Source organism: Pseudomonas sp. LF-5 (assembly GCF_037626295.1).
Lineage (GTDB): Bacteria > Pseudomonadota > Gammaproteobacteria > Pseudomonadales > Pseudomonadaceae > Aquipseudomonas > Aquipseudomonas monsensis.
The window spans coordinates 405,884-428,538 of the sequence record NZ_JARKMT010000002.1 but is presented as its reverse complement, the minus strand read 5'-3'; the positions used below and the strand labels follow the sequence as shown (position 1 = coordinate 428,538).

At 60.4% G+C, this 22,655-nt stretch carries 18 protein-coding genes; 8 read left to right on the top strand and 10 right to left on the bottom strand.

Annotated elements, in window-relative coordinates; translation table 11 throughout:
* Nucleotides 1-32 precede the first annotated feature (32 nt).
* The gene (locus PseuLF5_RS09160) at nucleotides 33-677 is read right to left on the bottom strand and encodes a hydrolase (protein ID WP_123465571.1); all 645 of its coding nucleotides are present in this window, start codon (nucleotides 675-677) and stop codon (nucleotides 33-35) included.
* 159 nt (nucleotides 678-836) lie between these two features.
* On the opposite strand from PseuLF5_RS09160, the gene PseuLF5_RS09155 reads away from it, so the two are divergent.
* A complete protein-coding gene (locus tag PseuLF5_RS09155) occupies nucleotides 837-1,724 on the top strand; it encodes a LysR family transcriptional regulator (protein ID WP_340133382.1) in 888 nt (295 codons plus the stop codon).
* 19 nt (nucleotides 1,725-1,743) lie between these two features.
* Here the strand turns inward: PseuLF5_RS09155 and PseuLF5_RS09150 are convergent, their stop codons facing one another.
* From PseuLF5_RS09150 to PseuLF5_RS09140, 3 genes are all read right to left on the bottom strand, one after another.
* A complete protein-coding gene (locus tag PseuLF5_RS09150) occupies nucleotides 1,744-2,601 on the bottom strand; it encodes a carboxylate/amino acid/amine transporter (RefSeq protein ID WP_123465567.1) in 858 nt (285 codons plus the stop codon).
* A gap of 282 nt (nucleotides 2,602-2,883) precedes the next feature.
* Entirely contained in the window at nucleotides 2,884-3,483 is a 600-nt protein-coding gene (locus tag PseuLF5_RS09145) for an FMN-dependent NADH-azoreductase (RefSeq protein ID WP_123465565.1), read from the bottom strand.
* A 228-nt stretch (nucleotides 3,484-3,711) separates the two neighbouring features.
* On the bottom strand, nucleotides 3,712-4,026 hold the full coding sequence (locus PseuLF5_RS09140) for a 3-phosphoglycerate kinase (RefSeq protein ID WP_340133381.1): 315 nt from the start codon (nucleotides 4,024-4,026) through the stop codon (nucleotides 3,712-3,714).
* A 49-nt stretch (nucleotides 4,027-4,075) separates the two neighbouring features.
* Here PseuLF5_RS09140 and PseuLF5_RS09135 point away from each other — a divergent pair, with 49 nt between their 5' ends.
* From PseuLF5_RS09135 to aqpZ, 5 genes are all read left to right on the top strand, one after another.
* On the top strand, nucleotides 4,076-4,999 hold the full coding sequence (locus PseuLF5_RS09135) for a LysR family transcriptional regulator (RefSeq protein WP_123465563.1): 924 nt from the start codon (nucleotides 4,076-4,078) through the stop codon (nucleotides 4,997-4,999).
* A 14-nt stretch (nucleotides 5,000-5,013) separates the two neighbouring features.
* A complete protein-coding gene (locus PseuLF5_RS09130; RefSeq protein WP_123465561.1) occupies nucleotides 5,014-5,817 on the top strand; it encodes an alpha/beta fold hydrolase in 804 nt (267 codons plus the stop codon).
* A gap of 3 nt (nucleotides 5,818-5,820) precedes the next feature.
* Nucleotides 5,821-6,384 carry a peptidylprolyl isomerase gene (locus PseuLF5_RS09125; protein WP_123465559.1) on the top strand — a complete coding sequence of 188 codons (564 nt, stop codon included), beginning with the start codon at nucleotides 5,821-5,823 and terminating at the stop codon, nucleotides 6,382-6,384.
* An 87-nt stretch (nucleotides 6,385-6,471) separates the two neighbouring features.
* A complete protein-coding gene (locus PseuLF5_RS09120; RefSeq protein ID WP_123465557.1) occupies nucleotides 6,472-8,304 on the top strand; it encodes an ABC transporter ATP-binding protein in 1,833 nt (610 codons plus the stop codon).
* Nucleotides 8,305-8,542: 238 nt separating this feature from the next.
* Complete coding sequence (gene aqpZ, locus PseuLF5_RS09115) at nucleotides 8,543-9,238, top strand: aquaporin Z (protein ID WP_128616360.1); 696 nt, start codon at nucleotides 8,543-8,545, stop codon at nucleotides 9,236-9,238.
* 113 nt (nucleotides 9,239-9,351) lie between these two features.
* On the opposite strand, the gene PseuLF5_RS09110 is transcribed toward aqpZ, so the two are convergent.
* Nucleotides 9,352-10,476, bottom strand: coding sequence for a GNAT family N-acetyltransferase (locus PseuLF5_RS09110; protein WP_336346958.1), 1,125 nt, complete (start codon nucleotides 10,474-10,476; stop codon nucleotides 9,352-9,354).
* Nucleotides 10,477-10,756: 280 nt separating this feature from the next.
* On the opposite strand from PseuLF5_RS09110, the gene PseuLF5_RS09105 reads away from it, so the two are divergent.
* Nucleotides 10,757-12,079 (top strand): putative porin, encoded by a 1,323-nt coding sequence (locus PseuLF5_RS09105; protein ID WP_123465552.1) that lies wholly within the window; start codon nucleotides 10,757-10,759, stop codon nucleotides 12,077-12,079.
* A gap of 145 nt (nucleotides 12,080-12,224) precedes the next feature.
* Here the strand turns inward: PseuLF5_RS09105 and PseuLF5_RS09100 are convergent, their stop codons facing one another.
* From PseuLF5_RS09100 to aceK, 5 genes are all read right to left on the bottom strand, one after another.
* On the bottom strand, nucleotides 12,225-12,461 hold the full coding sequence (locus tag PseuLF5_RS09100; RefSeq protein ID WP_123465550.1) for an anti-sigma factor family protein: 237 nt from the start codon (nucleotides 12,459-12,461) through the stop codon (nucleotides 12,225-12,227).
* Nucleotides 12,455-13,063 carry an RNA polymerase sigma factor gene (locus PseuLF5_RS09095; RefSeq protein ID WP_123465548.1) on the bottom strand — a complete coding sequence of 203 codons (609 nt, stop codon included), beginning with the start codon at nucleotides 13,061-13,063 and terminating at the stop codon, nucleotides 12,455-12,457. The genes PseuLF5_RS09100 and PseuLF5_RS09095 overlap by 7 nt, the downstream gene beginning before the upstream one ends.
* Before the next feature lie 136 nt (nucleotides 13,064-13,199).
* The gene (locus PseuLF5_RS09090) at nucleotides 13,200-14,321 is read right to left on the bottom strand and encodes a beta-ketoacyl-ACP synthase III (RefSeq protein ID WP_123465546.1); all 1,122 of its coding nucleotides are present in this window, start codon (nucleotides 14,319-14,321) and stop codon (nucleotides 13,200-13,202) included.
* A gap of 327 nt (nucleotides 14,322-14,648) precedes the next feature.
* Nucleotides 14,649-18,560, bottom strand: a complete 3,912-nt coding sequence (gene hrpA, locus PseuLF5_RS09085) for an ATP-dependent RNA helicase HrpA (RefSeq protein WP_128616357.1) — start codon at nucleotides 18,558-18,560, stop codon at nucleotides 14,649-14,651.
* A gap of 264 nt (nucleotides 18,561-18,824) precedes the next feature.
* On the bottom strand, nucleotides 18,825-20,546 hold the full coding sequence (gene aceK, locus PseuLF5_RS09080; RefSeq protein WP_123465542.1) for a bifunctional isocitrate dehydrogenase kinase/phosphatase: 1,722 nt from the start codon (nucleotides 20,544-20,546) through the stop codon (nucleotides 18,825-18,827).
* A 422-nt stretch (nucleotides 20,547-20,968) separates the two neighbouring features.
* On the opposite strand from aceK, the gene PseuLF5_RS09075 reads away from it, so the two are divergent.
* On the top strand, nucleotides 20,969-22,594 hold the full coding sequence (locus PseuLF5_RS09075; RefSeq protein WP_340133380.1) for a methyl-accepting chemotaxis protein: 1,626 nt from the start codon (nucleotides 20,969-20,971) through the stop codon (nucleotides 22,592-22,594).
* The last annotated feature ends 61 nt before the right edge of the window (nucleotides 22,595-22,655 follow it).

Sequence of the window (22,655 nt, the reverse complement as noted above, 5' to 3'; positions counted from 1 at the left end):
GCAACCGAAGTTGCGTTTTTTTCTGCCCAGGGTTATTTGGCCTGCCGTTGCGGCGCCTTGTGCACCATGGTGTAGGCGTAATCGACGCCCATGCCGTACGCGCCGCTGTGTTCCAGTACCAGTTCCATCACTGCTTCATAAGTCTCTTTATGCGCCCAGTCACGCTGGAATTCGAGCAGCACTTGCTGCCAGGTGACCGGCACCGCGCCCGCCTGAATCATCCGTTGCACCGACATGTCGTGGGCTTCTTTGCTGGTGCCGCCGGACGCGTCGGTCACGATGTACACCTCATAACCTTCCGCCAGGGCTTCGAGGGCCGGGAAGGTCAGGCAGACCTCGGTCCACAGCGCGGCAATGATCAGCTTCTTGCGCCCGGTGGCTTTGACCGCGTCGACCAGCGCCTTGTCTTCCCAGGAGTTCATCGAGGTGCGCTCGATCGGCTTCTGCTCAGGATGAACCGCCAACAGCTCAGGCCAGATGTAACCGCTGAAGCTCTCGGTTTCCACCGAGGTGTAGATCGTCGGCACGTTGAAGATCTTCGCCGCCTTGGCCAGGCCCACGGTGTTGTTCTTCAGGGTCTGACGGTCGATCGACTGCACGCCGAAGGCCATTTGTGGCTGGTGGTCGATCAGGATCAGAGCGGAGTTGGTTGGGTTGAGCAGTTCACGAATAGACATGGCGCGTTCCTTTTGATGTCGATGATGTCGGGTCAGTAAGGGTTGGTCGACGTTGCCGGGTTCGGCGTTGTTGTCGGCTTGGATGTCACTTTAGGGGCTGGCAGATAAAGGGACAATTCCCTAAAATCGAGAATCATTGATTCTAAAAAAGGGACAATCATGGATCGCATCGAATGCATGCGCGCCTTCGTGGTGACAGTCGGCGAAAACGGCTTCGCCGCCGCGGCACGCGCGATGGATGTGCCGCGCTCGAAAGTCAGCAAACAGATCCAGGCGCTGGAAGAAGCCATCGGCGTGCAACTGCTGCAACGCACCACGCGCAGCCTGCACCTGACCGAAGCCGGCGCCGAGTATTTTGAAGCGGCGCGCGAGGTCATTGCCGCCCTGGACGAGGCCGAGCAGCGCGCACGTGACGGGATTGGCGAATTACGCGGCGTATTGCGCGTGAATGCGCCGATGTCGTTCGGCTTGCGGCGCTTGGGCAAACTGATCCCGCTGTTCCATGAGCAACACCCGAACATCGAGCTGCAACTGGTGCTCAGCGATCAACAGGTCGATCCGGTAAGGGGCGGGTTCGACATGACGATCCGCATTGCGAGCATGCCCGACTCGACCATGATCGCCCGGCAACTGGCGCCGGCACCGCGAATCATGGTCGCCTCCCCGGCCTACCTCGAACGTGCCGGGATTCCGCAGACGCCACAGGATTTGCGCACACACCAATGCCTGAACTACGGCTATCTGCAAAGCGGTGTGAGTCTGCAACTGTGCAATGGCAAGGAGACCCAGCGGGTCAACGTCACCGGGCCGTTGCACGCGAACAATGGCGACTTGCTCGCGCAGGCGGCCGAGGCCGGGATGGGGATTGCGCTGCTGCCGGACTTCATCGTCGAAGATGCCTTGGCGGCGGGTCGGCTGGTACCGGTGCTGTGCGAATGGCAGGCACCGGCGATCAGCATCAACGCGGTGTATTCCTCGGCGCGGCGGGTGCCGCAGAAGACCCGGGCGTTCATTGAGTTTCTGGTGACGCAACTGGCCCTGCGCTGACAACAAAATTCCCAGGGGGTCATGCGGTGCGTTTGATCCCCAACCGGCTAATCCATACAGCGGCGAGGATCACACTGCCGCCGAGGAACAACCGCCCAAGTTCTTCGTGCTGGTTCCAGATCAGCAAATTCAACAGCAGCCCCACCGGCACATGCAGATTGTTCATCACTGCCAGCGTGCCACCGTTGACCATGCACGCGCCCTTGTTCCACCAGTACAGGCCCAATGCGGTCGAGACCAGACCAAGGAACAGCAACACGCCCCACTGCAGCGGTGCTTCGGGCAGAAAGTTGGCCTTGCCGAACAGCAGGAACGCCGGTAACACCACCGCCAGTGCGCCGAGGTAGAAGAAGCCGAAACGCCGGTAATGCGGCAGGTCGCTGGGGTGTTTCGCCACCAGATGCTTGTACAGCACCTGCCCGGCGGCATAGGTGAAGTTGGCCAGTTGCAACAGCAGGAAACCCATGAAGAAGTCCGGGTTGATCCGGTCGAAGCGGATCACTGCCGCGCCCCCTACCGCGACCAGCGCGGCGATCAGCGCCCATGGATTGAAGCGGCGGTTCAGCGCGTCTTCGATCAGGGTCACGTGCAGCGGCGTGAGAATGGTGAACAGCAACACCTCCGGCACCGTCAGCACGCGGAAGCTCAGGTACAGGCAAACGTAGGTCACGCCGAACTGCAACGCGCCGATCAACAGCATGCCGCGCATGAACGCCGGTTCCACCGAGCGCCAGCGCGTCAGCGGGATAAATACCAGCCCGGCCAGCACCACGCGCACCAACACCGCGAAGTAACTGTCGACGTGACCGGCCAGGTATTCGCCGATCAGACTGAAGGAAAACGCCTGGATCAGCGTGACAAAAAGTAGATAGCCCATGGTCGCCTCTGTTTCGAATGGCGGCGACGATAGCGGTTTTTTGGCCCGACCGCGAACGTGTGTCTACTGACACTCCGCCATCGCGGGCACGCCCGCTCCCACTGGGGATTTTTGGTGCTCTGATAAATCGCGGGCAAAAAAAAGCCCGATCTCGCTAATGCGTTCAATCGGGCTACAGCACTCAGGAGCAACAAGTGCAAAGGGAGGTTCGATGCGCGTAGAGCCTTGAAGGGGTTGCGCCAGGTCACTAGAACAATCGGCGATTATCTGGCGATTAACATATCAAGCGACCTGGGACAGTTTGGCGTTGGCCTGATTCAGGCCCTTCTCCTGGAAGTCGCCACCCAGGTTCATGCCTTCGGCGTGGATGAAGGTCACGTCGTGGATGCCGATAAAGCCCATCACCTGACGCAGGTACGGTTCCTGATGGTCGGCCGGGCCGCCGGCGTAGATACCGCCGCGAGCGGTCAGCACGTAGGCACGCTTGCCGCTGAGCAGGCCTTGCGGGCCGGTTTCGGTGTACTTGAAGGTCACACCGGCACGCAGCACATGGTCGAGCCAGGCCTTGAGGGTGCTCGGGATGGCGAAGTTGTACATTGGCGCGGCCATCACCAGCACGTCGGCTGCCAGCAGCTCATCGGTCAATTGGTTGGAGCGATCCAGCGAGGCTTGTTCGCTGTCGTTACGCTGCTCGGCAGGCTTCATCCAGCCACCCAGCAGGTTGCTGTCCAGGTGCGGCACCGGGTTCACGGCAAGGTCACGCACGGTGATCTGATCAGCAGGATGCGCCGCTTTCCACTGGTTGATGAAGGTCTGGGTCAGCTGACGGGATACCGAGTCTTGCTGGCGGGCGCTGCTTTCAATGATCAGAACGCGGGACATGGTGTGTAGCCTCCATCCGAGAATGTTGTAGGTCGATGGAGTGAAGGTTAAACAGTGTCTAATCGATGAAAAAGCGCAAATAATTGCTGCAAAACATCGAATAATTAGTTTAGATGCTGATCCATAGCCTGCTGGAGTGAGCCTGCTCGCGATAGCGGTGTGTCAGAGCAATCATTATTGACTGACACACCGCTATCGCGAGCAGGCTCACTCCTACAGGAACAGGTGTTATTTCGGGGTGCAGGTCAGTTTGATACGCAGCTTGATGATCTCGCGGGTGAATTTGGCCGTGGCGTTTTTATGTTTGCCGGCTGCCACTTCGATGTTACGGGTGCGCGGTGCTTCCGGGCCATTGGTAAACACAGCCTTGCAGACGGCATCGACTTCGCCGTAGTTGGCTACCCGAATGGAGCCGATGTCGTTGTCGGTATCGAAAGTCTCGTAGTCGATCTTCATGCCGTTGAGATCTTTCTGCACATCAATCGGATAAGCAAAAGCAGTCAGCGGAAGCAGCGCCAGCAGCACACAACAGAATTTTTTCATTCGGCAGTCTCCATGAGGGACAGCCAGCTTAGGACAAGAGGAGCTATTGATGAAAGCGCCCCGCGTGACCCTGGATCAATGGCGAACACTGCAGGCTGTGGTCGACCACGGCGGATTCGCCCAGGCTGCCGAGGCCCTGCACCGTTCGCAATCGTCGGTGAGCTACACCGTGGCCCGCATGCAGGACCAACTCGGCGTACCGCTGTTACGCATCGACGGGCGTAAGGCGGTACTCACCGAAGCCGGCGGCGTATTGCTGCGGCGCTCGCGCCAACTGGTAAAGCAGGCCAGCCAGCTGGAAGACCTCGCCCACCACATGGAGCAAGGTTGGGAAGCCGAGGTGCGGCTGGTGGTCGATGCGGCCTACCCGAGCGCCCGCATCGTCCGCGCGCTGACCGCGTTCATGCCGCAGAGCCGTGGTTGCCGGGTACGTCTGCGCGAAGAAGTGTTGTCGGGGGTCGAAGAAGTGCTGCTCGAAGGCGTCGCCGATCTGGCGATCACCGGCCTGAGCATTCCCGGCTACCTCGGCGCCGAGTTGAGCGACGTCGAGTTCGTCGCCGTCGCCCACCCTGACCACGCCCTGCATCGGCTCAATCGCGAGCTGAGCTTTCAGGATCTGGAAACCCAGATGCAGGTGGTGATCCGCGATTCCGGCCGGCAGCAGCCGCGCGACGTCGGCTGGCTCGGCGCCGAACAGCGCTGGACCGTCGGCAGCCTCGCCACCGCCGCCACCTTCGTCAGCAGCGGTCTGGGGTTTGCCTGGCTGCCCCGGCACATGATCGAGCGGGAATTGAAGGAAGGCACGCTCAAGCTGCTACCGTTGGATCAGGGCGGCAGCCGCAACCCGAGTTTTTACCTGTACTCGAACAAGGACAAACCCTTGGGCCCGGCCACGCAAATTCTCATCGAACTGCTGCGCACCTTCGATACGTTGCCTCTGGATGCGTCGTACGCCGCCCCCGAACAAGCCTGACACGGAGTTCACCGATGGCCTATTTCGAACATGAAGGTTGCAACCTGCACTACGAAGAATATGGCCACGGCACGCCGTTGCTGCTGGTTCACGGGCTCGGTTCGAGCACCCTTGACTGGGAAATGCAGATCCCGGCCCTGGCCGCGCACTACCGGGTGATCGTCCCGGACGTTCGCGGTCACGGTCGCTCGGACAAACCCCGCGAGCGCTACAGCATCGCCGGGTTCAGCGCCGACCTGCTGGCGCTGATCGAACACCTCAACCTCGGCGCGGTGCATTACGTCGGGCTGTCGATGGGCGGGATGATCGGTTTTCAGTTCGCCGTCGATCAACCGCAAATGCTGAAAAGCCTGACCATCGTCAACAGCGCGCCCGAAGTCAAAATCCGCAGCCGCGACGATTACTGGCAGTGGTTCAAGCGCTGGAGCCTGATGCGCCTGCTCAGCCTCGCGACCATCGGTAAAGCGCTGGGCGGCAAGCTTTTTCCGAAACCCGAACAGGCCGGTCTAAGGCAGAAAATGGCCGAACGCTGGGCAAAAAACGACAAACGTGCTTATCTCGCCAGCTTCGATGCAATTGTTGGCTGGGGCGTTCAGGAACGACTTTCCCGGGTGACCTGTCCAACCCTCATCGTCAGCGCCGACCGTGACTACACGCCGGTCTCGCTGAAAGAAACCTATGTAAAACTGCTGCCCGATGCGCGGCTGGTGGTGATCGCCGATTCGCGCCACGCCACCCCGCTCGATCAACCCGAACGCTTCAACCAAACGCTGCTGGATTTTCTTGCCGCAGCCGATACTCAATCTCAGGATCACTGACCCATGCTGAAAAAACTCGCCCTCGCCGCCGGCACTGTGCTGTTTGCTGCCAACCTGATGGCTGCCACCCCGGCCAAAGCGCCACACGTGCTGCTGGACACCACCAACGGTCAGATCGAAATCGAACTGGACCCGGTCAAGGCGCCGATCAGTACCAAGAACTTTCTCGACTACGTCAACAGCGGCTTTTACACCAACACCATTTTCCATCGGGTGATCCCGGGCTTCATGGCGCAGGGCGGTGGTTTCACCCAGCAGATGCAACAGAAAGACACCAAAGCGCCGATCAAGAACGAAGCCAGCAACGGCCTGCATAACGTTCGCGGTACCTTGTCGATGGCGCGCACCTCCAATCCAGACTCGGCCACCAGCCAGTTCTTCATCAACGTGGCTGACAACGCGTTCCTCGATCCGGGCCGCGACGCCGGTTATGCGGTGTTCGCCAAAGTGGTCAAGGGCATGGACGTCGTCGACATCATCGTCAACTCGCAAACCACCACCAAACAAGGCATGCAAAACGTGCCCGTCGACCCTGTGATCATCAAGTCGGCCAAAGTCATCAACTAAGCTGTACAGGGCGTATCGAGCGGCGTGAGTTCTACCCCACGCCGCTCACACCGATAAAAGGAGAGCCCGGCTCCGGGCGGTTATCTGATGCTCTATCGCCGTTTCGAACAACTGATCGACATATTCCGTGACGCCCCGACGGCGTCTCCGCCGGACCGCGTTCTCCCCTTCTATACCTATTACCTCAAGCAGGTCTGGCCGAGCTTTGCCGCCCTGCTGGTGGTCGGCCTGTTTGCCGCGCTGATCGAAGTGGCGCTGTTCAGTTACCTGAGCCGCATCATTGACCTGGCCCAAGGCACGCCCAACCCGAATTTCTTCAGCGATCACGCCCTCGAATTGACGTGGATGCTGGTGGTCGCCCTGGTGCTGCGACCGATCTTTTTCGGCCTGCACGACCTGCTGGTGCACCAGACCCTGAGCCCGGGGATGACCAGCATGATCCGCTGGCAAAACCACAGTTATGTGCTCAAACAGAGCCTGAATTTCTTCCAGAACGATTTCGCCGGGCGCATCGCCCAGCGCATCATGCAGACCGGCAACTCGCTGCGTGATTCGGCAGTGCAGGCGGTGGATGCGCTGTGGCACGTGGTGATCTACGCGATCAGTTCGCTGGTGCTGTTCGCCGAAGCCGACTGGCGCCTGATGATCCCGCTGCTGACGTGGATCGCCGCCTACATCGGCGCACTGTGTTACTTCGTGCCACGGGTGAAAGAGCGCTCGGTGGAAGCTTCCGACGCACGCTCGAAACTGATGGGGCGGATCGTCGACGGCTACACCAACATCGCCACCCTGAAGCTGTTCGCCCACACCAACTTCGAACAGCACTACGCCAGGGAAGCCATCGAGGAACAGACGGTCAAGGCGCAAATGGCCGGCCGTGTGGTCACCAGCATGGACGTGGCGATCACCACCATGAACGGCCTGCTGATCGTCGGTACTACGGCGCTGGCGCTGTGGTTATGGACACAATCGCTGATCACGGTCGGCGCTATCGCTCTCGCCACCGGTCTGGTGATTCGCATCGTCAACATGTCCGGCTGGATCATGTGGGTGGTCACCGGCATTTTCGAAAACATCGGCATGGTCCAGGACGGTCTGCAAACCATCTCGCAACCGGTCAGTGTCACCGATCGCGAGCAGGCCAAACCCTTGGCCGTGGCTCGTGGCGAAGTGCGTTTCGAACATGTGGATTTTCACTACGGCAAGAAGCGCGGCATCATCGGCGACCTCAATCTGACCATCAAACCCGGGGAAAAGATCGGTCTGATCGGCCCGTCCGGCGCCGGCAAGTCGACCCTGGTCAACCTGCTGCTGCGTCTATATGACGTCGAGGGCGGGCGCATTCTGGTCGATGGGCAGAACATCGCCGAAGTCGGTCAGGAGAGCCTGCGCGCGCGGATCGGCATGATCACTCAGGATACCTCGCTGCTGCACCGCTCGATCCGCGACAACTTGTTGTATGGCAAACCCGACGCCACCGATGCAGAGTTGTGGGATGCGGCCCACAAGGCCCGCGCCGACGAGTTCATTCCCTTGCTGTCGGACGCTGAAGGCCGTACCGGTTTTGACGCGCATGTCGGCGAGCGCGGGGTGAAACTATCCGGCGGTCAACGTCAGCGCATCGCCATCGCCCGCGTGCTGCTCAAGGACGCGCCGATCCTGATCATGGACGAAGCGACCTCGGCGCTGGACTCGGAGGTCGAAGCAGCCATTCAGGAAAGCCTGGAAACCCTGATGCAGGGCAAGACCGTGATCGCCATCGCCCACCGCCTCTCGACCATCGCGCGCATGGACCGGCTGGTGGTGCTGGAGAACGGCAAGATCGCCGAGAGCGGTACCCATGCCGAACTGTTGGCCCATCGTGGCTTGTATGCGCGGTTGTGGGCGCATCAGACCGGAGGGTTTGTCGGAATCGACTGACTTTTTCCGTCACCACAAAACTCTGCAGGCTCACTCCTACAGGAGATGTGTGAAATCTGTGACAGATAAAACCGCCACAGCCCGCTAACCACGGGCGCTGGCGGTTTTTTTGCGCCTGCTGGAAATCCGTTCAAAGCCTGCTGTACTCAGGCAAGGCTCCGGCACGGAACCTGTCGTAAATCGGCATGGAGGCCTCACTCGATGCAGTCTCGATAGCACGCCTATCAAGGACACTCTCATGTCTCTGTTCAAACGTTCAGTTACTGAGTTGTTGGGTACGTTCTGGTTAGTGTTGGGCGGTTGTGGCAGTGCGGTGATCGCCGCGTCTTCACCGTTGGGAATCGGGGTGCTGGGGGTCGCCCTGGCGTTTGGTCTGACGGTGCTGACCATGGCGTTTGCCATCGGCCACATCAGCGGATGTCATCTCAACCCGGCCGTCTCGGTCGGTCTGTTCGTTGGCGGCCGGTTCCCGGCCAAAGAGCTACCGGCCTATATCATCGCCCAGGTGCTGGGCGCGATTCTCGCGGCCGCGCTGATCGCCCACATCGCCAGCGGCAAGGAGGGATTTGATATCGCCGCCGGCCTGGCCTCCAACGGTTATGGCGAGCATTCGCCCGGCAAATACTCAATGGCGGCCGGGTTCGTGTGCGAACTGGTGATGACCGCGATGTTCGTGATCATCATCCTCGGCGCCACCGATAAACGCGCTCCGGCGGGCCTCGCACCGATTGCCATCGGCCTGGCCCTGACACTGATCCACCTGATTTCGATCCCCGTGACCAACACCTCGGTCAATCCGGCCCGCAGCACGGGCCCGGCGCTGATGGTCGGCGGCTGGGCGATCGCGCAGTTGTGGATGTTCTGGGTCGCGCCGCTGTTAGGCGCGGTGGTCGGAGGCGGGGTCTATCGCTGGCTGGGCAAAGAAGAAACCTGAAGCCTGTACAAATCCCCTTGTAGGAGTGAGCCTGCTCGCGATAGCGGTGTGTCAGTCAACATCAATGGCTCTGACAGACCGCTATCGCGAGCAGGCTCACTCCTACAGGGGATTCAGGTTTGGCGGTAGGGCAAGGCTGTTTTCGCTTCTTCGGCATACGCAAGGACTCCGGCACGCTCTTGTTGCAGGAAATCCTTCACCGCCGCTTTCAACCCGGGATGGCGCAGGTAATGCCACGAATGAGTGATCACCGGTTCGAAACCACGAATCAACTTGTGCTCGCCCTGGGCACCAGCGTCGAAACGTTGATAGCCCTGCGCAATCGCGTAATCCATGCCCTGATAAAAACAGGTTTCGAAGTGCAGCCGATCAAACTCCGCCAGGCAACCCCAATAGCGTCCGTAAAAGCTATCGCCACCCACGAGACTGAAGGCCATCGCCACCGGGCGTGAACCCTGTCTGGCCAGCACCACGCGAATCGACTCCGGCATGCGTTCGGCAAGCAGGCTGAAGAACTCGCGCGTCAGGTATGGCGCCTGACGTCGCACCGCATAGGTATTGGCGTAACAGGCGTAAACGAAATCCCATTGCGCCTCGTCCAGCTCCCGCCCCTGCAACCATTCAAACTCGAAGCCCTGCCCCGCCACTTGCTCGCGCTCTTTGCGCATCTGCTTGCGCTTGCGCGAACTGAGCACATCGAGAAAGTCCTGAAAGTCCCGGTAGCCGCGATTCTGCCAGTGATACTGACAGCCGATGCGCTGCAACCAGCCTGGTTGTTCAGCCATGGCGGTATCGGTGAAGAGATCGGTGAAATTGATATGTGCGCTGGAAAGCCCTTCGATTTCCAGATACCCCGGCAAGCTCTTGAGCAACTCGAAGCCGTCTTCGACCTTCGCCGCCAACAAGCGTGGGCCGCTGACCGGGCTGAACGGCACGGCCGTCAACAGCTTGGGGTAATAGTCGATTCCGGCGCGGGCACAGGCGTCGGCCCAGCCATGATCGAATACATACTCGCCGTAGGAATGCCACTTGCGGTAACTGGGCAGTGCCGCTATCAGTCGATCGTCCTCGATGTGCAACAAATGTTCCGGCTGCCAACCCGTGTGAGGGCCGACGCTGCCGCTGTCTTCCAGGGCGCTGAGGAAGGCATGGCGCAGAAACGGCTGATTCTCCGGCACCAGTGCGTCCCAGGTGGCCGGGGCGATTTCTGACAGGTTTTGCAGGCGTTGCAACGGCATCAACAGAGTCTCCACAAGCGGGTTTCAGCGCCCGGCGAGTATCGCCTATCGCCGGCCATTGCACACGTTCAATCGGGCGACAGCGCTCTAGATCAATAGTTCACGACGCATCTGGATCGTCATCAACCTGCCATCATCGTGCCACTGCTCTGTCATAAACCATCGCGATACTGGCGCCTGTTTTTAGAGCGCCGGGTTCTACCCGGACACTGTTTTCCGACCTTCACGTCGGTTGTGCCCAGGATGGTTCAGCCATCCCCTCTCATCTTCGGAGATTGCTATGCGTCTTGCTTCCACGAAAACTGCGGCGGCCCTGTGCGGTGGCCTGTTACTGGCCATGAGCGTTCCGGCCAGTGCTGCAGTCGACGCCAAACTGCTCGACATGCTCAAGGCTAACGGTTCGATTTCCCAGGCGCAGTACATTGAACTGCAAACTGAACTGGCCAAGGATCAGAAGGCTCAGCAAATCGCGCAGCAGGCGCAGCAAGAGACTAACGAGCAAATCGCGGCAACCGCGAAGAAAACCAATGAGCTGAGCTCCTTCGACCAGAAACTGGCCTGGGCCGCCAAGACCCAGTTCAAGGGTGACGTGCGTATCCGTCAGGAAACCATCAAGATCGACGGCGAACCGAACAACGGCGGCCGCGACAAGGATCGCCAGCGCATCCGTGCCCGCCTGGGCGCCTACACCGAGATCAACCCGCAAGTCGACACCGGCATCCGTATCGCCACCGGCGGCGGCGACGACGCCCGTTCGACCAACCAGGATCAGGACAACTACTTCGACAAGAAGCAGATCTGGCTCGACCTGGGCTACATCGACTACCACCCCGATCAGATCAAGAACCTGCACGTCATCGGCGGCAAAATGCTGCAACCGTGGGTCAGCATGGGTGACGTGATCTGGGACAGCGACATCAACCCGGAAGGTCTGGCCGTGACCTACAAATACCCGTTGGGCAGCAGCGCCGAGCTGTTCGGCAGCCTGGGTAACTACAACCTCAAGGACAACGTCGACGGCGACGGCGTGCAATTCCGTCACGACCTGCGCCTGACCTCTGGCCAGTTGGGTAGCCGCTTCGCGATCACCGACAACCTGAAACTGACCCTGGGCGGCAGCGTCTACGCCTACCAGAACGACAAAGACAGCCGCTGCACCGGGACTTCCACTCCGTGCGCCCTGGCGGTCAACGGCAACTCGGCCAACAACGAATTCCGTCTGTACGAGGGCTTCAGCCAGATCGATATCGGTGGCTTGCCAATGCCGTTGTCGTTCTACGGTCAGTACGTGAAGAACAACGATGCCGTGACCGATGCAGACACCGCCTGGCTGGTCGGCGCCAAGTCGAAAGTGTTCGGTCTGAACCTCGACTACAACTATCGTGACGTACAGCGTGACGCCGTGGTCGGCGCCTTCACCGACTCCGACTTCGCCAACGGCACCACCGGTTCGCGTGGTCACAAGTTCAAGGTCGGTTACGACATCGACAAGAACTTTGCCATCGGCGCGACGTACTTCCTGACCAAAGCAGACTTCTCCAGCCGTACCCAGCGTGATGCAGACACCAACACCCTGCAGCTGGACGCGGAAGCGAAGTTCTAAGAAAACAGCGACAAGCTTCGAGCGACAAGTTGCAAGTCACCGCTCCCCTTGCGACTTGCCGATCGAAGTTGATTTTCCTGCAGCTCGATGCAGCAACAGCGATCCCCATCATCCGTTCGCTGGTGCTTCACCGGGCTGTGTTTTTTCACGGGCTATCGTCCCGCCGTTGCGCCGCCAAACGTTCCGCCAAGGCATCCACCCCTTCCTCCGGTTTCTCCGGCATCGCCTTCAAGGTCGCCTGCATCAAACGCATCTGCCGAATGAAACGCCGACAGTTCGGGCAGAACATCAGGTGATGACGCACCATCAGCTTCTCGCGAAAGCTCAACTGATCATCGAGATAATCGCTGGAGCGCGCCACTTGTTCCTTACAGGTCAGCATTCCCCGGTCTCCTCAAAATGCTCCACGGTCGCGAAGACTTTCAGCCGCGCACGATGCAGCAGCACACGGACATTGGAGAGCGAGATCTCCAGAAGATTACAGATCTCTTCCAGCTCCAGGCCCTGACGCTCTCGCAACAGCAGAACACTGCTTTGCAATTCCGACAGACTGAGCAGCGTATGCTCCAGGCAGTCACGTAATTCACTTTCGGTCAGCAAGGCTTCGGGCGTGTCCTGGTGCCAGGCGAACGGGGCGATCAACCAATGGCCGTCGCCGGGAGAAAAGCGGTCGTCATCAATGGTGCCGTGGGGCGATGGCAAGTCATCCATCAGCACTTCGCGGCGATTCAGCTTGTAACGACTTTTGGCCGAGTTGGCGGTGATGGTCAGCAGCCAGGTCTTGAGGCTGGAACGACCTTCGAAACTGGCGATGTGGCGCACCACGGAAAGCCAGGCGTCCTGCACCACTTCTTCGACATGACGCTGGCCGACAATCGCATACGCCACAGCCCGCATGGCGCTCTGATACGTAGTCACCAGTTCCTTGAAAGCCCGTTGTTCACCTGCCAGCAGGCGCTCAAGCAGTTGGGTGTCGTCAGCCATCCAAAAATCTCCTTGTGCTGATTCCGAAATGATAGCGGCAGGACTTCGCCTGCCGCCATTTCCGAAAAATTACAGCGTTTGAGCCGATTCGGATGTAGGAAAAGTCGACGTGTTTAAGAGGAAACTAAACCTCTTTTCAACGCTTGCGCAGAATCACGCTGCCGATCGAATAGCCTGCACCGAACGAACTCAAAACAGCCAGCGAACCGGCAGCCAGATCATCCTGGTGCTTGTGGAAGGCAATCACGGAACCGGCGGAGCTGGTGTTGGCGTAGGTGTCGAGAATCACCGGCGCCTCTTCTTCGGTCGCTTCGCGGCCCAGCAGCTTGCGCACGATCAGGTGGTTCATGCTCAGGTTGGCCTGGTGCAGCCAGAAGCGCTTTACGTCGCCGACATTGAGCTGATTCTCTTGCAGATGCTCACCAATCAGTTCGGCGACCATCGGGCAGACATCCTTGAACACCTTGCGCCCTTCCTGCACGAACAGCTTGTCGCGGGCGCCGACGCCCTCTTCCGCGGCGCGGTTGAGGAAGCCGAAATTGTTGCGGATGTTGTTGGAGAACTTGGTCAACAGTTTGGTGCTGACCACGTCGAACTGGTATTTGGACGTCGCCAGATCGGCACGCTCGATGATCACTGCAGTCGCGGCATCACCGAAGATGAAGTGGCTGTCACGGTCACGGAAGTTCAGGTGACCGGTGCAGACTTCCGGGTTGACCATCAGGATCGCCCGGGCCTGACCCAGTTGCACGCTGTTGGCCGCCGCCTGGATGCCAAAGGTAGCCGAGGAACAGGCCACGTTCATGTCGAAGCCGAAGCCCTGGATGCCCAGCGCTTCCTGGACCTCGATGGCAATGGCCGGGTAAGCGCGCTGCAGGTTGGAACAGGCAACGATCACGCCGTCGATATCAGCGGCGGTTTTACCGGCGCGCTGCAAGGCTTGCTCGGCTGCGCCGATGGCCATCTGGCACAGCACCGACCATTCGTCGTTGGAACGCTCCGGCAGACGCGGCGCCATGCGCAGCGGGTCGAGGATGCCATCCTTGTCCATGACAAAGCGGCTCTTGATGCCCGAGGCCTTTTCGATGAACGCGGCGCTGGATTCGGTCAGGGCCTGGACTTCACCGTTGGCGATGGCTTCGGCGTTATCGGCGTTGAACTGGGCGACGTAGGTGTTGAAAGACTGCACCAGCTCTTCGTTGGAGATGCTGTTGGCCGGGGTGTACAGGCCGGTGCCGCTGATGACGACATTATGCATGGTCGTTTCTCTAATCTGTTCAGGCAGAAAGTGCTGGAACCGTCGTACCAACACACAAAGGGTCTATTCCCATCCGGGGGACGCTGACCTGGCATCGCTTTATTCCGGTTCGCGACCTTACCGAAGGCTCTGGGTCGCGAAACGGGCGTTTATGGTCGCGAAGTTTGCCATAAACCCGAGGTTTTGGCGCCTTTCTCAAGATCGACGCTGCTTCCCTGCAGGAGTGAGCCTGCTCGCAATTGCGTCGTATCAGTCACTATTGCGTTGACTGACACTCTGCTATCGCGAGCAGGCTCACTCCTACAGGGGGTTGTGCAGGCCTGGCAATCAAGGTTCGACCTGCGTCCACTGCTTGTTCAGGCGTTTGTCGGAAATCGGGACTTTGGTGCCCAACTGCTGGGCGAACAGTGACACCCGGTATTCCTCCAGCCACCAGCGGTACAACTCCAGCTGCGGATCGCGCTTGCCTTCCTGGGCATGCTTGGCGGCGCGGGTCTGGTATTGCGCCCAGAGGCCGGCCAGTTCGCCGCTCCAGACGCGATCCTTCTGCACCTGCGCCCCGAGCTTTTCGAAACGCTGCTCGACCGCTTTCAGATAACGCGGCAATTCCTTGAGCCATTGCATCGGCGTTTCCCGGACGAAACCGGGGTACACCAACTGGCTGATCTGCTGCTTGATGTCATTCAGCGCCACCGCTTGCGCAAGGTCGATCTTGCCCTTGAAACGCTTTTGCAGACCGTGCCACAGCTTGAGGATCTCCAGCGTCAGGCGCGCCACGCGTTCGGCGTGTTCGGTCCAGCTGCCGCGCTTGCGCTCGGCCAACGCTGCCAGCCCGGCGCCATCGCGGGGCAACGGGTCTTCGCCTTCCAGAATGCAGCTGTCGAGGCTGGCCAGCAGAATGTCTTCGACCAGCGCATCGACCCGACCCAACTCGCGATAGAGCAGGCCCAGTTCAGTCTGCCCCGGCAATTTGCTGCGCAGGAACTTCGCCGGCTCCGCCAGTTGCTGCATCAGCAGACGCTGCAACGCGCGGCGGTGTTGAAACTCGGCTTCGGCCGGAGTCGAGAAGCGCCCCTCCTTGACCGCGCCGCCCTCTTCCACCAGCGCCGGATACACCGTCATCGACAGCCCGGCGATCTTCTGTTGAGTCTTTTCCGCCACTGGTGCAAAGACTTTCGCCTCCACTGGTTGCTGACTTTTTGCACTCTGCGGCACCGCCAGTGCAGCCTGACTGGCTTCGGCAAACCGTGCGGTCAACTCGGCCAGATCGCGGCCTTCGCCGAGGAACTTGCCCTGGCCGTCGACGATTTCCAGGTTCATCCGCAAATGCCCTTCGACCTGCTGCGCCGCTTCCGCCCACGCCTCATCGCTGACCCGCGCACCGGTCATGCGCAGCAACTCGCGACCGAGCGCTTGCGGCAACGAACCTTCGGCGAAGGTCATGCGCTGCAAAGCCGCTTTGATGAAGTCCGGCACAGGTACGAAGTTCTTGCGCAGCGCCTTCGGCAGGTTGCGCACGAGGGCGATGCACTTGGCTTCGATCATCCCCGGCACCAGCCATTCGAGGCGTTCCGGCGGCAGCATCGGCAACAGCGGCGCCGGCACGCGCAAGGTCACGCCGTCGCGCGGGTGATTGGGTTCGAAATGATAGGTCAGCGCCAGTTCCAGGTCACCGATGTGCAGCGTATCCGGGTAGTCGCGCGCGGTGACTTCACTGGCCTCGCGGGCCAGCACGTCCTCTTCGCGCATGATCAGCAGTTGCGGGTTCTTCTGGCTGTTGACCCGATACCAGCTGTCGAAGGTCGCGGTCTGGTGAATCTCTGCCGGCAAGCGCGCATCGTAGAAGGCGTACAGGGTTTCTTCGTCGGCAAGGATGTCACGGCGCCGGGCCTTGGCCTCCAGCTCGTCGAGCTGTTCGAGCAACTGTTGGTTGGCCGTCAGGCACTTGGCTTTCGACTGAATCTCGCCGCGCACCAGGCCTTCGCGGATAAACAGCTCGCGGGACACCACCGGATCCACCGGACCGTAATGCACCGGGCGACGGCCAACGACGATCAGCCCGAACAGGGTGATCTGCTCGTAAGCCACGACCTGGCCACGCTTCTTCTCCCAGTGCGGTTCAAAGTGGTTCTTCTTGATCAGGTGCCCGGCCAGCGGTTCGATCCAGTCGGCGTCGATCTTGGCGACCATGCGCGCGTAAAGCTTGGTGGTTTCCACCAGCTCGGCTGTCATCAGCCATTGCGGACGCTTCTTGCCGATCCCCGACGACGGGTGAATCCAGAAACGCCGCTGACGGGCGCCAAGGTAATCGCCGTCCTCGGTTTTCTGACCGATCTGGCTGAGCAGACCGACCAGCACCGCTTTGTGCAGTTTCGGGTAATCCGCCGGCTCTTTATTGAGGCTCAGCTGCATGTCACGGCAGATCAGGCTCAACTGGCGATGGGAATCACGCCACTCGCGCAGACGCAGGTAGTTGAGGAAGTTCTTGCGGCACCAGTTGCGCAGCGGGCTGGCCGTCAGCGCCTGGCGCTGTTCTTCAAAACCACGCCACAGATTGACCAGCCCGGCGAAGTCCGAATCGCTGTCTTTCCATTGCGCATGGGCCTGATCGGCGGCTTGCTGACGCTCCGGTGGACGCTCGCGCGGGTCCTGAATCGACATCGCACTGGCGACGATCAGCACTTCCTGCAGGCTGCCGAGCCTGGCCGCTTCGAGCAGCATGCGGCCCATGCGTGGATCCACCGGCAGGCGTGCCAACTGGCGTCCCAGCGGGGTCAACTGACTGTTGCGATCCACCGCCGAGAGCTCTTGCAGCAGATTGAAACCGTCGCTGATGGCTTTGCCATCCGGCGGCTCGATGAACGGGAACGCGGTGATTTCGCCGAGGCGCAAGTGCAGCATCTGCAAGATAACCGCGGCAAGGTTGGTGCGCAGAATCTCGGGGTCGGTGAATTCCGGGCGACCGAGGAAATCTTCCTCGCTGTACAAGCGCACGCAAATGCCCGGCTCGACCCGGCCGCAACGACCTTTACGCTGGTTGGCGCTGGCCTGGGAAATCGCCTCGATCGGCAGACGCTGGACCTTCGCGCGATAGCTGTAACGGCTGATGCGCGCGGTGCCGCTGTCGATCACGTAACGGATGCCCGGCACGGTCAGCGAGGTCTCGGCGACGTTGGTCGCCAGCACCACGCGACGCCCCGGGTGCGACTGGAAAATGCGCTGCTGTTCGGCCGGCGACAGGCGCGCGTACAGCGGCAGGATTTCGGTGTGTTTAAGCTGAGCCTTGCGCAGCATGTCGGCGGCGTCGCGAATCTCGCGTTCGCCGGGCAGGAACACCAGCACATCGCCAGGACTGCGGCGCTCGCTGCGCTCGTAGGCGGCGATTTCGTCGAGGGTGGCGAGGATCGCCTGATCCACGGTCAGGTCGTCTTCGACGCGGTTGCCCTCTTCGTCCTGCTCCAGGGTCAGCGGTCGATACCAGGTGTCCACCGGGAAGGTGCGGCCGGAGACTTCGACAATCGGTGCGTCATCGAAATGTTTGGAGAAACGCTCCAGGTCGATGGTCGCCGACGTGATGATGACTTTCAGATCCGGACGACGCGGCAGCAGGGTTTTCAGGTAACCGAGCAGGAAGTCGATGTTCAGGCTGCGTTCGTGGGCTTCGTCGACGATGATCGTGTCGTAGCGTTCCAGGTAGCGGTCGTTCTGGGTTTCCGCCAGCAGGATGCCGTCGGTCATCAGTTTGATCAGGGTGTTAGAATCGCTCTGATCCTCGAATCGCACCTGATAACCGACCAGCGAGCCGAGCGGCGTGCCGAGTTCTTCGGCAACCCGGCTTGCGACGCTGCGTGCTGCAATTCGGCGCGGCTGGGTGTGACCGATCAAGCCATGCTGGCCACGACCGATTTCCAGACAGATTTTCGGCAACTGAGTGGTTTTGCCCGAGCCGGTTTCGCCGGCGATGATCAGCACCTGATGCTTTTCCAGGGCCTGTTTGATTTCGTCACGCTTGGCCGCAATGGGCAGGCTGTCGTCATAACGAATCACCGGCAGGCTGGCCTTGCGCGCCAGCACCTGATCGCAGGACGCCTGCATCCGCGCCACCCACTGGGCCAGCTTGGCCTCGTCGGGTTTCTTGCGCAGCTCAAGCAACTGCCGCCGCAGCCGGTGACGGTCGGCGAGCATGGCGTGATCGAGGTTTTTCAGCAGTTTGTCGATGGAGGGCGATTCGTCGGTCATCGGGTACGCAATTCGGTCGTCTATTTATGCAGGGGGCGGATTGTCGCAGATTTGGCGGATTTGTGGCGTGTCTGGGGGATTGCGGCCCTCACCCTGGCCCTCTCCCAAAAGGAGCGGGGACCGAGCGAGTCAACTTTGCCAGCTTCACCGACCTGAACGTGCATCACCGAATCCATAATCGCCAAGGCCTTTCAGGTCGATGCTTGCTCCGTCAGCGCCCTCTCCCTCCGGGAGAGGGCTGGGGTGAGGGAGTTTTTAAGAGGGCTATTCGTTATCCAACCCTTTACGCCGATAAGGAAAGACATCAATCACTTTCCCGGCGCGAATCGCCTCCTGCAGGCTCTTCCAGTAATCCGCGTTATACAACTCGCCATGCAACTGATCGAACAACTTGCGCTGCCCCGAATCGGCAAACAGAAACGGCGGAAACTCCTCAGGAAAGACATCCAGCGGCCCGATCGAATACCACGGCTCGGAGGCCATTTCGTCCTCCGGCGTGCGCGGTGCGGGGATGTGGCGGAAATTGGCTTCGGTCAGGAAGCAGATCTCGTCGTAGTCGTAGAACACCACCCGCCCGTGCCGGGTGACGCCGAAGTTTTTCAACAGCATGTCGCCGGGAAAGATGTTGGCCGCCGCCAATTGCTTGATCGCCAGGCCATAGTCTTCCAGCGCCTCGCGCACCTGTGCATCGTTGGCGTTTTCCAGATAGAGGTTCAGCGGGGTCATCCGGCGCTCGGTCCAGCAGTGGCGGATCAGCACCGTGTCGCCTTCGACCGAGACGGTGGACGGCGCCACCTCCAGCAGTTCTTCCAGACACGCCGGATCGAACTTGCTCAGCGGGAAACGGAAATCGGCGAACTCCTGGGTATCGGCCATGCGCCCGACCCGGTCGACGCTTTTCACCAGCCGGTATTTCTCGATCACTGTGGCGCGATCGACGTTTTTCGACGGCGAGAAGCGGTCCTTGATGATCTTGAACACGGTGTTGAAGCCCGGCAGGGTAAACACGCTCATGACCATGCCGCGCACGCCCGGGGCCATGATGAACTGGTCATCGGTATTGGCCAGGTGGTTGATCAACGCGCGGTAGAACTCGGACTTGCCGTGTTTGTAGAAACCGATTGAGGTGTACAGCTCGGCGATGTGCTTGCCCGGCAGTATGCGTCGCAAAAAACCGATGAATTCCGCCGGCACCGGCACATCGACCATGAAATACGAGCGGGTAAAGGAAAAGATGATCGACACGTCGGCTTCGTCGGTGATCAACGCGTCAATCTGAATCCCGCGTCCTTCACGGTGCAGCAGCGGAATCACCAGCGGCCACTGTTCGTCACGGGTGTAGATGCGCCCGACCAGGTAGGCCCCCTTGTTGCGGTAGAGCACCGAAGAAAACAGCTCGACGCTCAGTTCCGGGTCCTTGCACACCCAGTCCGGCAGGTTCTCGCGCAGTTGCGCTTCGAGGCGGCGCAAGTCGCCGGGCAAATCGGCGTAATCTTCGCTGAAGCGGTAATCGGCAAAAATGCTCGCCAGCATCGCGCTCAACTGGCCTTGCGGCTTGTAGGTGCGGGTCTGCGCGGCCCGTGCGCGGCGCAGGCTCGGACGCGTGGTGTGGATGAACATGCAGCCATCGCTGATCAGGTCATGGCTGAACAGTCCGCAGAAGATCGAGTTGTACCAGGTCTCGGACAATTCATCGTCGAAGCGCAGGTCGATGACGCTGATGTAGGCGCTTTTCACCAGTGGCCAGCAACTGACATTCATGAGTGCTTCGTCATCGAAGTACTCCCGCAGGCGGGCAATGGTTTCGCCGACTTTCTCTTCGTAGAGGTTGATTCGCGCCGCAGATGCGGTTTGCGTCTCCTGCCAGCGAGCCTGTTCGAAACGCTCCCGGGCGCCGTCGGTAATGCGCCGGAAATGCTCGCGGTAATCGTCAAAGCCTTCGAGAATCATCCGGGCGATGTCGGTGGCTGGCCATGGCTGCGGCATAGATGAGACCTCGGCGTGCAAGTGGGAATCCGTGCCTGAGCTTAGCCATGGATGCACCGGCAGGAGAAGTGCAATTTCTGCCAAATGCGCGGCAGGGTTGTACAACGACACAGTTTTTATCAAAGTTTTTTTAGTCGACCGTTCGGTCAGCAAAGCCACCGGGCAGTCGGCGATCGCGATCACTCACTGCGTGATGTGCAGCCGCGTATTCATTGGCTTGCGGATCCAATAGCCGCCCCAGCGCTCTAGCCTGCATCTCTTCCTCTGTTACTCGTGCTGCAGCAACACTCGGCATAACGTGCGCAGATTGGTCTTACCAAAATAGTGGCACTTTGATATACAAGCCGCCATCACCCTCTTCACAACAAGATCCTCGACTGACGGGGACGACCTCTCCCCCTCAAAGATCAAGGAGCACATTGATGTCTATCCGCAATCTGCGCATCGGTTTGCGCGCCGGTTTGAGTTTTGCCGTGCTGGCCAGTCTGTTGGTGATCGTCGGCCTGTTTGGCCTGGGTCAGATGAAAACCCTGCGTGAAAGCGCTGCGGTCATCGAAGAGTCGTGGATGCCGGGCATCGAAAGCATTCATGACGCCGCCGCGAACATTGCCAGCATCCGCCTCGAATCCCTGCGCCTGATCACCAGCACCCAGCCAGCCGTGCGTGACAGAAGCAAAGGCCTGATCAAGGTGCAGCGCGAAGAATTGCTCAAGCGTCTCAAAGACCATGAAGCCTTGCTCACCAGCGATCAGGAACGGGGCATGCTCGCAGGCTTGAGTGCCGACATCGGCAAGTACATGAGCATCCTCGACCAGATCATCAGCCAGATTGACGCCGGGCAAACCGAACAGGCCTACACCCGTTTGAACAATGATCTGGCGCCACAGGGCAGAGTGCTCGACACGACCCTGGAGCAGATGATCAGCCTCAACCAGCAAGGTGCCGACGCCGCCGCCGACGCCGCCGCCGACATGTACCAGCGGGCGCTGTGGATCGTTGCGACGATTATCGTCACCGCGTTGATTGCCACGCTGTTGCTGGCGTGGCAACTGACCCGCAGCATTACCACGCCGATCAATCAGGCGCTGAAGGTGGCCCAGCGCATCGCCGCCGGCGACCTCAGCGGCGAGATCGTCAGCAGCGGTCGCGATGAGGCCGCGCAATTGCTCGATGCTCTGGCGCAAATGCAGGGCAATCTGCGCTCGACCATTCGCGGCATCAGCGAGTCGGCGCAGCAACTGGCCTCCGCCGCCGAAGAAATGAGCTCGGTGATGGAACAAAGCACCCGCGGCCTGCAACTGCAGAATGACCAGATCGAACAGGCCGCCACCGCCGTCACCGAGATGAGCACAGCTGTGGATGAGGTCGCCGCCAACGCCGTGTCCAGTGCCGAGGCTTCCGAAGCGTCGAACGAAGACAGCAAGCATGGCCACGTCCAGGTCAGTGAAACCATCCGTTCGATTCAAGAACTGGTCACCACCGTGCTCGGCGCCTCGGAACAGGCCGAAGGCCTCGCCACCCAGGCCCAGGACATCAGTAAGGTGCTGGAGGTGATTCGCGGGATCGCCGGGCAGACCAACCTGCTGGCGCTCAACGCCGCCATCGAGGCTGCGCGGGCCGGTGAGGCCGGGCGCGGTTTTGCCGTGGTCGCCGATGAAGTGCGCTCGCTGGCGCAGCGTACGCAGAACTCCACCGAAGAAATCGAGCTGATGATCAGCAGCATCCAGCACGGCACCGGCGCGACGGTCGGCGCGTTGCAAAGCAGCGCCGAGCAGGCCAGTCACACCCTGCGTCGGGCCAACAGCGCCGGGCAGGCACTGGAGAAGATCACCGCGTCGATTGGGCAAATCAACCAGCGCAATCTGGTGATCGCCAGCGCCGCCGAGCAGCAGGCGCTGGTGGCGCGCGAGGTCGACCAGAATCTGGTCAGCATCCGCGATCTCTCGACGCAAACCGCGGCCGGCGCCACCCAGACGTCGGCCGCCAGCCAGGAGCTGTCGCGGCTTGCGGTAGACCTCAATGGTCTGGTCACGCGCTTCGTGATCTGAGGGAAAAATTAAATGCCCCGATAGCGGTTGCCATCGCCGGGGCGCTCGGCAACACTCTCGT

What these genes read in the sequence shown, in the direction of transcription:
- PseuLF5_RS09155 (WP_340133382.1), top strand. Translation starts at nt 837, where the DNA reads ATGGATCGCATCGAATGCATGCGCGCCTTCGTGGTGACAGTCGGCGAA.
- PseuLF5_RS09105 (WP_123465552.1), top strand. Translation starts at nt 10,757, where the DNA reads ATGCGTCTTGCTTCCACGAAAACTGCGGCGGCCCTGTGCGGTGGCCTG.
- PseuLF5_RS09160 (WP_123465571.1), bottom strand. Translation starts at nt 677, where the DNA reads ATGTCTATTCGTGAACTGCTCAACCCAACCAACTCCGCTCTGATCCTG.
- PseuLF5_RS09125 (WP_123465559.1), top strand. Translation starts at nt 5,821, where the DNA reads ATGCTGAAAAAACTCGCCCTCGCCGCCGGCACTGTGCTGTTTGCTGCC.
- PseuLF5_RS09090 (WP_123465546.1), bottom strand. Translation starts at nt 14,321, where the DNA reads ATGCATAATGTCGTCATCAGCGGCACCGGCCTGTACACCCCGGCCAAC.
- PseuLF5_RS09110 (WP_336346958.1), bottom strand. Translation starts at nt 10,476, where the DNA reads ATGCCGTTGCAACGCCTGCAAAACCTGTCAGAAATCGCCCCGGCCACC.
- PseuLF5_RS09135 (WP_123465563.1), top strand. Translation starts at nt 4,076, where the DNA reads ATGAAAGCGCCCCGCGTGACCCTGGATCAATGGCGAACACTGCAGGCT.
- aceK (WP_123465542.1), bottom strand. Translation starts at nt 20,546, where the DNA reads ATGCCGCAGCCATGGCCAGCCACCGACATCGCCCGGATGATTCTCGAA.
- PseuLF5_RS09150 (WP_123465567.1), bottom strand. Translation starts at nt 2,601, where the DNA reads ATGGGCTATCTACTTTTTGTCACGCTGATCCAGGCGTTTTCCTTCAGT.
- PseuLF5_RS09120 (WP_123465557.1), top strand. Translation starts at nt 6,472, where the DNA reads ATGCTCTATCGCCGTTTCGAACAACTGATCGACATATTCCGTGACGCC.
- PseuLF5_RS09140 (WP_340133381.1), bottom strand. Translation starts at nt 4,026, where the DNA reads ATGAAAAAATTCTGTTGTGTGCTGCTGGCGCTGCTTCCGCTGACTGCT.
- aqpZ (WP_128616360.1), top strand. Translation starts at nt 8,543, where the DNA reads ATGTCTCTGTTCAAACGTTCAGTTACTGAGTTGTTGGGTACGTTCTGG.
- PseuLF5_RS09075 (WP_340133380.1), top strand. Translation starts at nt 20,969, where the DNA reads ATGTCTATCCGCAATCTGCGCATCGGTTTGCGCGCCGGTTTGAGTTTT.
- hrpA (WP_128616357.1), bottom strand. Translation starts at nt 18,560, where the DNA reads ATGACCGACGAATCGCCCTCCATCGACAAACTGCTGAAAAACCTCGAT.
- PseuLF5_RS09100 (WP_123465550.1), bottom strand. Translation starts at nt 12,461, where the DNA reads ATGCTGACCTGTAAGGAACAAGTGGCGCGCTCCAGCGATTATCTCGAT.
- PseuLF5_RS09095 (WP_123465548.1), bottom strand. Translation starts at nt 13,063, where the DNA reads ATGGCTGACGACACCCAACTGCTTGAGCGCCTGCTGGCAGGTGAACAA.
- PseuLF5_RS09130 (WP_123465561.1), top strand. Translation starts at nt 5,014, where the DNA reads ATGGCCTATTTCGAACATGAAGGTTGCAACCTGCACTACGAAGAATAT.
- PseuLF5_RS09145 (WP_123465565.1), bottom strand. Translation starts at nt 3,483, where the DNA reads ATGTCCCGCGTTCTGATCATTGAAAGCAGCGCCCGCCAGCAAGACTCG.